The organism is Streptomyces sp. NPDC002680 (assembly GCF_042889145.1).
GTDB lineage: Bacteria > Actinomycetota > Actinomycetes > Streptomycetales > Streptomycetaceae > Streptomyces > Streptomyces adonidis.
Map to the genome: position 1 here is coordinate 56,515 of NZ_JBIAQP010000012.1, position 12,940 is coordinate 69,454.

11 protein-coding genes are annotated in these 12,940 nt (G+C 69.3%); 6 read left to right on the plus strand and 5 right to left on the minus strand.

Translation table 11 applies throughout. The features are described from left to right. Window positions 1-71: 71 nt before the first annotated feature. Window positions 72-1,325, plus strand: coding sequence for an ABC transporter substrate-binding protein (locus ACFYXF_RS29565; protein ID WP_389354040.1), 1,254 nt, complete (start codon window positions 72-74; stop codon window positions 1,323-1,325). 202 nt (window positions 1,326-1,527) lie between these two features. Here ACFYXF_RS29565 and ACFYXF_RS29570 read toward each other — a convergent pair whose 3' ends face one another. Next, a complete protein-coding gene (locus ACFYXF_RS29570) occupies window positions 1,528-3,006 on the minus strand; it encodes an aldehyde dehydrogenase family protein (RefSeq protein WP_389354042.1) in 1,479 nt (492 codons plus the stop codon). A gap of 205 nt (window positions 3,007-3,211) precedes the next feature. Between ACFYXF_RS29570 and ACFYXF_RS29575 the strand changes: the two genes are divergently transcribed. Then, the gene (locus tag ACFYXF_RS29575; RefSeq protein WP_389354044.1) at window positions 3,212-4,489 is read left to right on the plus strand and encodes an amidohydrolase family protein; all 1,278 of its coding nucleotides are present in this window, start codon (window positions 3,212-3,214) and stop codon (window positions 4,487-4,489) included. 85 nt (window positions 4,490-4,574) lie between these two features. Here ACFYXF_RS29575 and ACFYXF_RS29580 read toward each other — a convergent pair whose 3' ends face one another. Both ACFYXF_RS29580 and ACFYXF_RS29585 read right to left on the minus strand, forming a co-directional pair. Then, window positions 4,575-5,579 carry an LLM class flavin-dependent oxidoreductase gene (locus ACFYXF_RS29580; protein ID WP_389354046.1) on the minus strand — a complete coding sequence of 335 codons (1,005 nt, stop codon included), beginning with the start codon at window positions 5,577-5,579 and terminating at the stop codon, window positions 4,575-4,577. Between the two features lie 87 nt (window positions 5,580-5,666). Next, entirely contained in the window at window positions 5,667-6,440 is a 774-nt protein-coding gene (locus ACFYXF_RS29585) for an enoyl-CoA hydratase/isomerase family protein (RefSeq protein WP_389354048.1), read from the minus strand. Between the two features lie 133 nt (window positions 6,441-6,573). Here ACFYXF_RS29585 and ACFYXF_RS29590 point away from each other — a divergent pair, with 133 nt between their 5' ends. Genes ACFYXF_RS29590 through ACFYXF_RS29600 form a run of 3 tightly spaced genes read left to right on the plus strand, consistent with a single transcriptional unit; the run spans window position 6,574 to window position 9,468 of the window. Beyond that, the gene (locus tag ACFYXF_RS29590; RefSeq protein WP_389354050.1) at window positions 6,574-6,885 is read left to right on the plus strand and encodes a hypothetical protein; all 312 of its coding nucleotides are present in this window, start codon (window positions 6,574-6,576) and stop codon (window positions 6,883-6,885) included. 19 nt (window positions 6,886-6,904) lie between these two features. Beyond that, window positions 6,905-8,431, plus strand: coding sequence for a class I adenylate-forming enzyme family protein (locus ACFYXF_RS29595; RefSeq protein WP_389354051.1), 1,527 nt, complete (start codon window positions 6,905-6,907; stop codon window positions 8,429-8,431). A gap of 11 nt (window positions 8,432-8,442) precedes the next feature. Further along, the gene (locus ACFYXF_RS29600; RefSeq protein WP_389354053.1) at window positions 8,443-9,468 is read left to right on the plus strand and encodes a phosphotransferase family protein; all 1,026 of its coding nucleotides are present in this window, start codon (window positions 8,443-8,445) and stop codon (window positions 9,466-9,468) included. 43 nt (window positions 9,469-9,511) lie between these two features. Here ACFYXF_RS29600 and ACFYXF_RS29605 read toward each other — a convergent pair whose 3' ends face one another. Then, window positions 9,512-10,273 carry an SDR family NAD(P)-dependent oxidoreductase gene (locus ACFYXF_RS29605; protein ID WP_389354054.1) on the minus strand — a complete coding sequence of 254 codons (762 nt, stop codon included), beginning with the start codon at window positions 10,271-10,273 and terminating at the stop codon, window positions 9,512-9,514. After that, the gene (locus tag ACFYXF_RS29610) at window positions 10,270-11,589 is read right to left on the minus strand and encodes an acyl-CoA dehydrogenase family protein (protein WP_389354056.1); all 1,320 of its coding nucleotides are present in this window, start codon (window positions 11,587-11,589) and stop codon (window positions 10,270-10,272) included. Before ACFYXF_RS29610 ends, ACFYXF_RS29605 begins: the two co-directional genes overlap by 4 nt. Window positions 11,590-11,702: 113 nt before the next feature. On the opposite strand from ACFYXF_RS29610, the gene ACFYXF_RS29615 reads away from it, so the two are divergent. Next, complete coding sequence (locus ACFYXF_RS29615; RefSeq protein ID WP_389354058.1) at window positions 11,703-12,935, plus strand: CaiB/BaiF CoA transferase family protein; 1,233 nt, start codon at window positions 11,703-11,705, stop codon at window positions 12,933-12,935. Window positions 12,936-12,940: the final 5 nt, after the last annotated feature.

The window sequence follows — 12,940 nt, forward strand, 5'->3', positions numbered from 1 at the left end:
ATGCTGCACTGTGCCTCGCGGACCACCTGTCGGAACCGTCGTACGACGGGCCGAGGACGTCAGGAGTGCACATGGGAAGAGTCAGTGCCATCGCCACCTGGACCAGCGCCGCGGTACTCCTGCTCGCCGGATGCGGCAGCGGCGGTTCCAGCGGGGTGGACAACACGAGCGGCCCCATCAAGGTCGGCGTCCTGACGGCGCTGAGCGGCGCGGCCGGCGCGCACTACGCCGGTACGGAGAGCGGTGTCGAGGCCCGGTTCGCGGCGTACAAGGCGGCGGGCGGCAAGTGCGCGGCGCGCGGCTTCGACGTGGTCATGGCCGACGACCAGTCCACCCCGCAGGGCGCGCTCACCGCGGCCCAGCGCCTGGTCCAGCAGGAGCACGTGTACGCCGTACTGCCCGTGAGCACGTACTTCTACGGCGCCGGACAGTATGCCGGTACGGGCGGTGGCGGCACACCGTTCCTCGGGGGCGCGTTCGACGGCGGCGAGCAGTGGTTCAACCCGAAGTACGACAACCTCTTCCCGGCGATGTCCGGCACCGACTACGACCGGACCGCGACCACCCTCGGCGCGTACTGGAAGAAGCTCGGCGGCACCAAGGTCGCCGTCGTCTCCTCCAACACGCCGAGCGCCGCCAAGGCCGCCGAGGGAGCCGCGCTCTCGGCGGAACACGCCGGTCTGGCCCGTGGCTACGTCAACGAGCGCGTCCCGTTCGGGAGCAGCGACGTCGGTGCGATCGTCCTCGGCATCAAGAAGTCCGGGGCCGATGTGCTGTACGCCCCGGTGATCCCCGAGACCGGGTTCGCGCTCGCCACCGGACTGCGCCGGGCCGGCGTCGAGATGAAGTCGGTCCTGCTGGCCACCGGTTACGGCGCCGACCTGCTGAAATCGCCGCCCACGCTGAAGGTCGCGCAGGGAGTCGGCTTCATGACCTCGTACTCACCGGTCGAGATGAACACCGAGGCGACCCGCACCTGGTCCGCCGCCCTCAAGAAGTACGCCAAGTCGGCGTCCGGCATACCGTCGTTCTCCCAGGCCGTCGGCTGGATCAGCGCGGACCTCCTCATCTACGGCCTGGAGAAGGCGGGTTGCACCGCGAGCCAGGAGAAACTGATGGCCGCCCTGCGCGCCGACAAGAGCTGGACGGCGGGCGGCCTCTTCCCGAAGCCCACCGACTTCGCGAACAAGGGCACCTATTCGGTCGGGGGCCCGGGCGACTGCACCTTCGTCTCCATCCTGAAGGACGAGAAGTTCGTCCCCGACCCCCAGGGCTCCCCGGCCTGCGGCGAACAGATCCCCGGAGTGAAGGTAACCGTCAAGTAGGCCGACGGGGGCGGGTGTTGGTGAGCGGGTGTTGGTGAGCGGGAAACGTTCGCGGGCGTTCGCGGGCGGGCGTTGGCGGGCGTTGGCTGGTGGCGGGCGGGTGGGCGCAACGCGCCCCCGCCCGCCAGGGGCGCGGGGAACTGCGCGACCAGCCCTCACCCGGCCCGCAGCCAAAACACGACCCATCCAGCGAAGCGAAGCGCTAGCGAGCCGCCCAACTAACAGTCTTCGTCTGCAGATACTCCTCCAACCCGAACTCCCCCCACTCCCGCCCAAGCCCACTCTGCTTGTACCCCCCAAAAGCAGCCCGCGGATTGACCCCCGCACTACCGCCATTGATCGCCACCCCACCGGCCCGGACACGGGACGCGATCCCGAGGGCAGCCACAGGATCCGCGCTCCACACAGCGGCAGCGAGCCCGTACGGACTGTCGTTCGCGATCCGCACCGCCTCCTCGTCGTCGGAGAACGGGATGACGACACCGACCGGCCCGAAGAACTCCGTACGCGCGATGGTCATCGCGTTGTCGACGCCGGTGAACAGGGTGGGTTCGACGTACCAGCCGCGGTCGAGGCCCGCCGGCCGCCTGCCGCCGAGGACGAGCCGCGCCCCCTCCTCCTCGCCGACCCGGATCAGCTTCTCGACCTTGTCCCGCTGGGCCTCGCTGATCAGCGGGCCCATGGTGGTCGCCGGGTCGGCCGGGTCGCCGACCCTGATCGCGGCGAGGCCCTCGCTGAGCCGGGCGACCAGTTCGTCGTGGACGGACTCGTGCACGAGCGTGCGGGTCAGCAGCGAACAGCCCTGGCCGGCGTGGGTGGTGATGCCGACCAGCGCGGAGCGGACGGCGCCGTCGAGGTCGCCGTCGGCGCGCACGATGTTCGCCGACTTGCCGCCGAGTTCGAGGACGACCTTCTTGAGGGAGGCCGCCGCCTGGGTGTAGACCGTGCGCCCGACCGTGTCCGAGCCGGTGAAGCTGACCAGGTCCACCATCGGGTGGGTGGTCAGCTCGCGGCCGGCCTCGATGTCGCCGGTCACGATGTTCAGCACGCCCGGGGGCAGCCCGGCCGCGTCGGCGAAGTCGCCGATCAGCAGGGACTCCAGGGGAGTCGCGGGCGCCGGCTTCAGTACGGCGGTGCAGCCCGCCGCGAGGGCCGGGATCACCTTCATCATGCTGAGGAAGAAGGGAAAGTTGTAGGCGGAGATCAGGGCGCACACGCCGAACGCCTCGCGGCGCAGCACCCCTTGGGAGATCCCGATGCCCGGCGCGACGGTGGGCTCCATCGGCCGCTCCCAGGCGAAGGCCGGCATCACCCGCTCCGCCATGTCGCGCAGATGACTCACCGGGACCCGGGTCTGCAGACTCTCCGCGAGTGCGCGGACCGATCCCGCCTCGGCGATGTTGACGGCGACGAGGTCCGGGAGCCGGCGTTCCATCTCCTCGGCCATGCGCAGCAGCACCGCGGCTCGCTCGGCGGGCTTCAGCCGGGGCCACGGACCCTCGTCGAAGGCCCGGCGTGCCGCCTCGACGGCGCGCCGCACATCCGTGAGCGAGGACTGGGGAACCTCGGCGATCGATTCCTCCGTCGCCGGATTGCGCACGACCAGGGACGCGTTCGAATCGCCGTCCGTTCGGCGTCCGTCGATGTAGAGCTGCGAAGAGAACGAGTAAGCCGTCTTCATGGAGTTGAGTGTACTTAATTAGGGGCGGGAGGGAAGGGGAGGTGTTGATCGGCAGCTCGTCAGCCGATTGTCAGGCTTCTTGACGCGAGTGGAACCGTCAATGCGTGTGCTGAATCGTTGACTAGACCGATCGGTACAGGTAACTTCGGCCTCATCCGCGGGGTGGATTCTGCGCGAACGACGATGTTCGAAAGAGGTACCGCCTGTGTTCAAAGAATTTGTCGTCTCCGGTGACTCGCACATCATCGAGCCGGTCGATCTCTTCAAGGCCCGGCTCCCCAAGAACCTGCGTGATCGGGCCCTCTGGGAAGAGGAGTTCACGCTCGACGAGCCGATCGTGCCGGGCGGGCACACGGAGTTCAAGAAACTGCACACCATCGGCTTCGACGGCTGGACGATCTCGAAATACCGCCAGACCGGCGGGGAGACCCCGGACGGCGATCCCGAGCACATTCTCCGGGACATGAACATCGACGGCGTCGACGCCTCGGTGATGTTCCCGAACCTCTCCCTGTTCGTTCTGTTCACGGACGACCACGAGCTGTCCATGGCGCACGCCCGCGTCTGGAACGACTACCTGGTCGAGCGGTACCTCCCGTACAAGGACCGGCTGCGTCCGACGGCCGCGATCCCGCTGACGGACGTGCCCGAGGCCGTCGCGGAGATCGAGCGGATCGCGCGGCTGGGACTCGGCGCGATCCTCATCCCGGAGATCCCGCCCCTGCCGTTCTACGCGCGGGAGTACGACCCGGTCTGGGCCGCCGCGCAGGCGCACGGGCTGCCGATCTTCATCCACGTCGCCACCGGTGGAGTGAAGGTCAAGGAAGAGGTGTCCGACACGGCGGTGACCGTCCGGGGCCTGATGAACGCCATGAACATGGGCAAGGGCAACCTGACCGACGAGATGGTGACGGGCCGGACCATGGGCTTCGCGGTCGGTTCGGCCGTGGCCGGCCCGCAGGGCATCATCGCCAGCCTCGTCGGCGGTGGTGTGTGCGAGCGCTTCCCCGACCTGCACTTCAACCTGATCGAGTACACGGCCGGCTGGCTGGTCTCCTTCATGGGCTACATGGACAAGGCGTGGAAGACCGGTACCGGCCAGGACCCCGACTGGTGGCTCGGTTTCTGGGACGACAACCGTCCCCCGACCGAGCAGAACTCCATGGGCCGGCTGTTCGCGATCAACGACAAGTGGCCCTACCCGCTCAAGCCCACCGAGTACGTCCGGCGCCAGATCCATGTGCAGTTCGCGGACGACCCGACGGCCGTCAAGGCCCGCCACATCACCGGCCTCTCGACGATCCTGTGGGGCAACGACTACCCGCACGCCGAGGGCACCTTCCGAGACAGTGCCGAGTGCATCGCGGAGAACTTCGAGGGCGTCCCGGACGAGGACCGTGCGGCGATCCTCGGCGGCACGCTGGCCGACATCGTGCACTTCGACAAGAGCAAGAAGCTCGCACCGCTGCCTCAGGACGCCTGACCCGATCCCGGTGAGCGGCTGACCCACGAACCGGCCCCGGAGCGTTCTCGCTCCGGGGCCGGTCGCTTCTTCCGCGCCATGTGTGTCAGGCGCTCTCTTCCACGTCCGGTACCGCACCGATCAGCGCGAGGGCGGCCCGGGCGTACGCGGCCCGCCGCCGCCGGCTCACCAGGAAACTCGGGGGCGCGAAGTAGGCGACGTCGCGGGGGAGCGAGCCCGCGCGGCGGGCCAGGGCCTCCTTCGCCTCGGCGGTCGTCCCGCACACGGCGATCTCGGTGACCATCTCGTCGGTGACCGCACGGGCCATGGCATCGGTGTCGCCCGCCCGGAACGCGGCACGCAGTCGGTCGACCGGCTCCTCCCAGCCGTGGTGGGCCACGTAGGGGTCGTACGTCTTCACCGTGAGGTAGAAGGCGATCATCCGGCGGGCGTCGGCGACGGCACGCTCGGGCGCGGAGTCGTCGACGGCCGTGATCACCCAGCCGTGTTCGAGGAAGCGGGTCCCCGGGTCGCCGTCCTTCGCGCCGCGCTCCACCGAGGGCCGTACGACGTCGTTCCACCAGGAGGAGGTGAACAGCCCGTGCCCGATGACCCCGTCGGCGACCCGGCCGGCAGTGGCGGCCATCCCGGTGTTGAACGCGGCGAGCAGGACGGGGATGTCCAGCCGGCCGAGCACCGGGGCGCGGACATCGGCGTCGAGCGAGTAGAACTCGCCGGAGTAGCGGACCCTCTCGCTGTTCTCCGCGTGCAGCCAGGCCCGCACCGCACCGACGGTCTCGGCGATCCGGGCCACCGGACGCTCGCCGGGTACGCCCAGCCAGTCCCGGTTGATCTTGAACGCGGCGCTGCCCAGCCCCAGGAACAGCCGCCCCGGCGCCTGTGCGTGCAGCTGGCGCAGGGCGGTGGCGTGCGCGTAGGGGGTGCGGGCGAACGCGTACGCGATGGCGGGGCCCGCCAGGGCGTGCTCGGTGTTCGCCACGATGTCGGCCACCGTGAGATAGGCGTCGTGGTCGACGAACTCCCCGGCACAGAAGGCACCGACACCGGCCTGCTCGGCCTCCCGCGCGACGTCCCGGCCGGGCCAGGGCATGCCGAAAAGCATAGAAGCCTCCCCTTCGCAACACCTACGACAGCGACACCTATAAAGTGCACTCTTTTTATGCAGGCTAAAGGAGTGTCAGCGCAGTGTCCACTGCCTCCGGGGTACGGCGGACCGGTCGACCTCGGCCTTCCCGATGGGGTTGCCGATCTGGGTGTACGACAGTCCGGTGCGCAGCGCCTGGGTGCGCGTCGAGTCCAGCGACTCCCAGATCGCCCGGACGGTGCCCTGGATGGCGGCGGGCGGTTTGGCGGCGATGATCCGGGCGACGTCGTCGGCCCGGTCCCACAGCTCCTCGCGCGGGAGCACCTCGCTGACCAGGCCGATCTGCAGGGCGCGCGCGGCCGACACCCGCTCGTCCAGGCCGAGCAGCGCGATGCGCAGCGCCTCGCCGAGGGGGATGCGCCGGGCGAGGCCGATCGGCTCCAGGGCCGCGGTGAGCCCGTAGCTGACGTGCGGGTCGAAGAACGTGGCGTCCTCCGAGCAGATCACGATGTCGGCCTCGTTCAGCCAGTAGAAGGCGCCGCCGGCGGCCATCCCGTGCACCGCGCAGACCAGGGGTTTCCACACCTGGTTCAGCTTCGGCGAGAGGTACTCGCCGGGGTCGGTCTGCGACCAGACGTTGGGATGGCGGTCGATGCCCTCCTTGACGTCCATGCCCGTGCAGAACGCCCGCTCGCCCGCGCCCCGCAACACGACGACGTGCACGTCGTCGTCGGTCTTCACGGTCTGCCAGATGGCGGCGAACTCCTCCAGCATCTCCTGGTTGAAGCCGTTCATGACCTCGGGCCGGTTCAGGGTGATCGTGGCGACATGGTCGGCCACCTCGAACAGGACGGTCTTGAGTTCCATCCGGCACTCCGTTCGTCACGTTGTTCTGGTCGCGTCGTTCTGGTCCGTCATCTCGACGTGATCGAGGTAAGTAGTATACTTTTTTCTGGTCTTAGGGCGCCGGAACGGAACAAGATCCGCGGAGGAACCTGCGATGAGGCCACGTGTGGGGCAGATGCTCGCCAGTACGGTCGACACGACGGCGGTGGTCGTCGTCCGCTGCCCGGACAGTGAGTTGGACATCACCTGCGGTGGGGCGGCCATGACGGAGGCGAACGGGCCGGGACCCGCCGCCACCGGCACAGCCGACCCCGACCAGATGGGCGGTTCCCTGCTCGGCAAGCGGTACGCCGACGAGGAGCACGGCCTCGAACTGCTCTGCACCAAGCCGGGACAGGGCACGCTGGCGCTGAACGGCGTACCACTGCCACTGAAGAGCGCCAAGCCGCTCCCGGCCTCGGACTGAGGGGCGGGGAGACCACCCGGTGAACATCACGATGCTGCTGGACATGGCCGCCGAGGGCTTCGGCGACCGGACCCTGATCGGGCGCACGGACGACGGACTGACCGCCCCACGCCTGCGCGAACTGGCCGTAGGCGGCGCTCAGTTGGTCCGCGCGGCCGACGCCGACGCGATCGTCTACCTGGCGGTGAACGGCCCGGCCCTCCCGGTCGCGCTGTTCGCCGCGGCCCACGCCGGAGTCCCGCTGATCCCGGTCAACTACCGCCTAGGCGACGCCCAGTTGGACGCGCTGCTCGCGAACCACCCGCACGCCCTGGGCATCGCCGACCCGGAACACGGCGAGGCGCTGCGCCGGGCAGGACTGGCGGTACGGTCCCCGGAGGAGTGGCTCCGGCAGGCGGCGAAGGCGACGGACTCCGCTCCGGACGACGAAGAGCCGGCGGCGCAGGCCGACTCCCCGGCGGTCCTCATCTACACGAGCGGCACGACCTCGACCCCGAAGGGCGTGGTCCTACGGCACCACAACCTCGTGTCGTACGTGCTCGGCACGGTGGAGTTCGCCGGCGCCGACCCGGACGAGGCGGCCCTCGTGAGCGTCCCGCCGTACCACATCGCCGCCGTGTCCAACATCCTCACCAACCTGTACGCCGGGCGCCGCGCCCTGAGCCTCGACCAGTTCACGCCCGAGAGCTGGCTGGACCTCGTACGGCAGCAGCGCGTCACCAACGCGATGGTCGTGCCGACGATGCTCGCCCGCATCATGGACACGGACGGCCTGGACAGGTCGGTGCCCTCGCTGCGCGCGCTGGCCTACGGCGGCGCCAGGATGCCCGTACGGGTGATCGAGACCGCGCTGCGCGCCTGGCCGCACATCGACTTCGTGAACGCCTACGGCCTGACGGAGACCTCGTCCACCATCACGATCCTGGGCCCGCAGGAGCACCGCACGGCCGTCGCGAGCGACGATCCCGCCGTACGGGCCCGGCTCGGGTCGGCCGGGCTGCCGGTGCCGGGCGTCGAACTGGAGGTCCGCGACGCGTCCGGCGAGGTCGCCGCTCCCGGAGAGACGGGCCAGATCTGGGTACGCGGCGAGCAGGTCTCGGGGGAGTACGCCGGACAGGGCTCGGCGGTCGACGAGCGTGGGTTCTTCCACACCCGCGACCAGGGCCGGGTCGACGCCGACGGTTATCTCCACATCGAGGGCAGGGCCGACGACACGATCATCCGGGGCGCCGAGAACATCGCGCCCGCCGAGATCGAGGACGTTCTGCTGCGTCACCCGGACGTGCTGGACGCGGTCGTCGTCGGCGTACCGGACGAGGAGTGGGGCCAGCGGATCGAGGCCGTCGTCGTGGTCCGCGACGGCGCCGAGATCGACGCCGGCGACCTGCGCGCCCAGGTACGCGGCACCCTGCGCGGCTCGAAGACACCGGAACGCATCACCCGCTGGCCCGAGTTGCCCCGTACCCCGACCGGCAAGTTGGTGCGCCGGGACATCGTCGCGGCGCTGACCGCCGAACGCCACCAGGCCGTCGGCCGACAAGGATGAAGGACCGGCACATGAGCACCGTCGCCAACAGTACCGACCTGATACCGGAGTTGACGCAGCGCACGGCCACCGCGCTGCGCGGCTGGGCACCCGAGGGCACGGTGGAGTCGGTCGAACCGCTCACCGGCGGCACATCGAGCCTCACCTATGTCGCCGTACTGTCGGGCGTCCCCGCCGGACACGAGCGCGTAGTCCTCAAGGTGGCCCCGCCCGGCCTGGAACCGGTCCGCAACCGCGATGTCCTGCGCCAGGCACGGCTCATGCAGGTGCTGGCGGGCGTGCCCGGCATACGGGTGCCGAAGGTGCTGTTCTGGGAGAAGGGCCGGCCGCCGGTCCAACAGCCGTTCGTGGCCATGGAGTTGGTTCCCGGGGAGTGCGTGGAGCCGGTACTGGTCCCGCGCGGCACCCTGTCCACAGCCCAGGTGAGGGCCCGGGCCCTCGACGCGGCCCGAATGCTGGCCCACCTGCACCGCGCGGACCCCAAGCGAACTCCCTTGGCAGTGGAGCCGGTTGTCACCCCGGGCGCCGAGATCGACCGCTGGACCCGGGCGTTCACCACGGTCCCCGAAGACCTGCGCACCGGCTACGAGGCGGTGGCGGAACGCCTGCGCGCGACCATGCCCCCGGCGATGATGCCGGTGTTCACCCACGGCGACTACCGCCTCGGCAACACCCTGTGCGACGCGGACTCGGTCAACGCGGTCATCGACTGGGAGATCTGGTCACTGGGCGACCCCCGCGTCGACATCACCTGGCTGACCTTCTTCACCGACGAGGCCCACCACCCGGCATCCCCGTCGGACGAACCGACAGGGATGCCGACCAAGGCCGAACTCCTCGACACCTACGAGGAGACCCGACGAGAACGCCTCCCCGACCTGCGGTGGTTCGAGGCGTTGACGAAATACAAGGAGTCGGCGGCAACGGCCCTACTGATCAAACGGGGCAGAAAAGCAGCCCACTTGACAGACATGCACCAGCGAATGCTGCCGGCACTACCAGTACTTCTGGACGAGGCGACACGACTACTCACCTAGGGGCGCGGGGAACTGCGCGACCGGCCCCCACCGGCCCGCAGTGTCAATACAACCCACCGTCCACCCGAATAAGCGCTCCGGTCGTATAGCTGGACGCATCACTGGCCAGATAGAGCGCTGTACTGATGATCTCCTCGGGCCGCCCGGGCCGACCCACCGCACTACGCGTACTCTGCCGCTTCTCCTCGGACCACGCCTTGGAGATGTCCGTCAGAAACGGCCCCGCCGAGATCGTATTGACCCGCACAGTAGGCCCGAACTCCAAAGCGAAGACAGTGGTCAGCGCATTCAACGCCGCCTTCGCCCCCGCATACGGCCCGAACCGGGGCTGCGGAAACAACGCCCCCGAAGACGACACGTTGATGATCGACCCCCCACCCCCCTCAGCCATCCGCTCCCCGACCAACGAGGCAAGCCGAAACGGCCCCTTGAAGTTGACCCCGATCACCTTGTCGAACAGCTCTTCACTGGTCCCGGCGGACGACGGCGCCAACGGCGACATCCCCGCGTTGTTGACGAGGATGTCGACCTTCCCGAACTCCTCGTACGCCGCGTCGACGAGCAGCCCGAGATCGTCCCAGTGCCCCACATGCGCCGAGACCGACAGCGCACGCCGGCCCAGCTCACGTACCTCTGCCGCGACCGCCTCACACGCGTCGACCTTCCGACTGGTGATCACCACATCCGCCCCGGCGGCGGCGAACGCAAGGACCATCTCGCGCCCCAGCCCCCGGCTGCCCCCGGTGACGAGGGCAACCTTCCCGGTCAGGTCGAACAGATCGCCGCCAACACGTCCGTCCGTCATACGTCCGCCCGCCCCGCGAGGCTCTCGTCCTCCACGATGTGCGCGTACCGCTTGCGCGCGGCCTCCCGCTTAGGCGGTATGTGCTCGCTCGGGAACAGCCCCTCCGCCGGCCGGTAGTTCTTCAGCAGCCGCTTGGCGATCGTCGTGCGGTGCACCTCGGTGGGGCCGTCGGCGAGCGCGAGGTTCGGCGCGGCCATCCACCACTTGGCCAGCGGGAGCTCGTTGGTGGTGCCGAGCGAGCCGTGCAGATGCAGGGCCCGCTGGATGACGTCGTGCAGCACCTTCGCCGTCTGGACCTTGCACATCGCGATCTGCGTGCGGGCCGCACCGTGCGGCTGCGTGTCGATGATCCACGCGGTGTGCAGCACGAGCAGCCGGAACTGCTGCAACTCCACCCAGGAGTCCGCGATGAACTGCTGCACCGCCTGCTTCTCCGCGAGCAGCTCACCCTGCGTACGCCGGGACAGTGCCCGTTCGCACATCATGTCGAAGGCACGCGTGCACTTGCCGACCGTACGCATCGCGTGATGCACCCGGCCCCCGCCCAGCCGCGCCTGGGCGACCTTGAAGCCCTCGCCGGGACCGCCGAGCATGGCGTCGAGGGGGACGCGGACCTGGTCGTAGCGGATGTAGGCGTGGATGCCCTCGTCGAGGTTGTCGCGTTCGTCCATCGTGCCGACGTTGCGCCTGATCTCGATGCCCGGTGTCTCGGCGGGCACGATGAACATCGACATACGGGCGTGCGGCGGCGCGTCCGGGTCGGTGACGGCCATGACGATGAGGAAGGCCGCGTACCGGGCGTTGGACGAGAACCACTTCTCGCCGTCGATCACCCACTCGTCCCCGTCGCGCCGGGCGCGGCAGAGGAACTCCTTGGGGTCGGCGCCCGCCTGCGGCTCGGTCATCGAGAACGTGGAGACGATGTCGCCGTCGAGCAGCGGCCGCAGATAGCGGGCCTTCTGCTCCTCGGTGCCGAACATGGCGAGGATCTCGGCGTTCCCGGTGTCCGGGGCGGCGGTGCCGAAGACGGTCGGGGCCCAGTAGGAGCGGCCCAGGATCTCGTTGAGATACGCGAGCTTGACCTGTCCGTAGCCGGCGCCGCCCAGTTCGGGGCCGAGATGGCAGGCCCACAGCCCCTGCTCCCGTACCTGGTCCTGGAGCGGCCGCAGGATCGCACGGGCCTTCTCGTTGCGGGTGTCGTACGGGTCGCCCCCGTGCGGGAACAGAAGGTCGAGGGGCTCGACCTCCTCGCGTACGAAGGTGGTCGCCCAGTCCAGCTTGGCCTGGAAATCGGGTTCGATCGAGAAATCCAGCATGGCGAAAACAGTATACTTTTTACGACCCTCGGTCCATACTGGAGCGCGTTCTTCGTTGATTGGGTATGCGCAATAGCGTCTCAGGAGCGTTCAGGCTCGGAGGAGTTGGTCCGATGCAGAGGCCCATGGAAGGTGTGCGGGTTCTCGAGGTCGCACAGTTCACCTTCGTCCCGGCGGCGGGCGCCGTGCTCGCGGACTGGGGCGCCGACGTGATCAAGATCGAGCACGCCGAGCGGGGCGACGGCCAGCGCGGTCTGGTGCGGGTGCTCGGGTACGACGCGGTCAGCAAGGAGTCGTCGTTCTTCCCGATCGTGGAAGGCCCCAACCGCGGGAAACGGAGCGTCGGTCTCGCCCTGGAGAAGCCGTCCGCGCGGCGTGTGCTGGACGAACTCATCCGCGCCAGCGATGTGTTCCTGACCAACTTCCTGCCCGACGCACGGGCCAAACTGCGCATCGACGTCGAGGACGTCCGGGCGGTCAACCCGGACATCATCTACGTCCGGGGCAGCGGCTTCGGCGCCCGTGGCGAGGAGGCGCGCAAGGGCGGCTACGACAGCACCGCCTTCTGGGCGCGCGGCGGCAGCGCCGCCGGTGTCACCCCGGTCGGCGCGGAGCGGATGATCCGGATGCCCGCCGGTGCCTACGGCGACTCGATGGGCGGCATGACCATCGCCGGAGGGATAGCCGCCGCGCTCTACTCCCGCGCCACCACCGGTGAACCGTCCGTCGTGGACGTGTCGTTGGTCGGTGTGGGCGCCTGGGCGACGCAGTTCACGGTCAACATGGCGCTGATGAACGGCGGCCCGCTGCCGGTGAACATCCAACCCAAGTACGGTTCGGCCACCAACCCCCTCATCGGGGCCTACCGCAGCTCGGACGGCCGCTGGATCGAACTGTCGATGCTGCAACCCGGCCGGTACTGGGCCGAGTTCTGCAAGCTTGCCGGGCGCGAGGAACTCGCCCGTGACGAACGCTTCGACAGCACCGAGAAGTTGATGGCGAACGCCGCCGACGCCGCCGAGATCGTCGCCGGGCTCATCGCCTCCCGCCCCTACGCCGAGTGGGTCGACATCCTCTCCCGGGGCGAGGGCCAGTGGGCGGCCGTACAGAGCGCGTGGGAGGTCGGCCAGGATCCGGCACTGCGTGCCAACGGTCTCATCGCGCCCGTCGTGGACGCCGACGGCATCGACCGTGAACTGGTCGCCAACCCAGTGCAGTTCGACGAGACCCCGGCCACCCTGACCCGGGCACCCCAGTTCGCGGAGCACACCGACGACGTCCTGCGCTCGCTCGGCATCGGCGACGAGGAGCTGATCGCGCTCAAGATCGAGGGCGCGGCGACCTGACCCCC

Coding starts and splice junctions, on each gene's coding strand:
- ACFYXF_RS29570 (WP_389354042.1), bottom strand. CDS start 3,006: ATGAAGACGGCTTACTCGTTCTCTTCGCAGCTCTACATCGACGGACGC.
- ACFYXF_RS29605 (WP_389354054.1), bottom strand. CDS start 10,273: ATGACGGACGGACGTGTTGGCGGCGATCTGTTCGACCTGACCGGGAAG.
- ACFYXF_RS29590 (WP_389354050.1), top strand. CDS start 6,574: ATGAGGCCACGTGTGGGGCAGATGCTCGCCAGTACGGTCGACACGACG.
- ACFYXF_RS29585 (WP_389354048.1), bottom strand. CDS start 6,440: ATGGAACTCAAGACCGTCCTGTTCGAGGTGGCCGACCATGTCGCCACG.
- ACFYXF_RS29600 (WP_389354053.1), top strand. CDS start 8,443: ATGAGCACCGTCGCCAACAGTACCGACCTGATACCGGAGTTGACGCAG.
- ACFYXF_RS29615 (WP_389354058.1), top strand. CDS start 11,703: ATGCAGAGGCCCATGGAAGGTGTGCGGGTTCTCGAGGTCGCACAGTTC.
- ACFYXF_RS29610 (WP_389354056.1), bottom strand. CDS start 11,589: ATGCTGGATTTCTCGATCGAACCCGATTTCCAGGCCAAGCTGGACTGG.
- ACFYXF_RS29565 (WP_389354040.1), top strand. CDS start 72: ATGGGAAGAGTCAGTGCCATCGCCACCTGGACCAGCGCCGCGGTACTC.
- ACFYXF_RS29580 (WP_389354046.1), bottom strand. CDS start 5,579: ATGCCCTGGCCCGGCCGGGACGTCGCGCGGGAGGCCGAGCAGGCCGGT.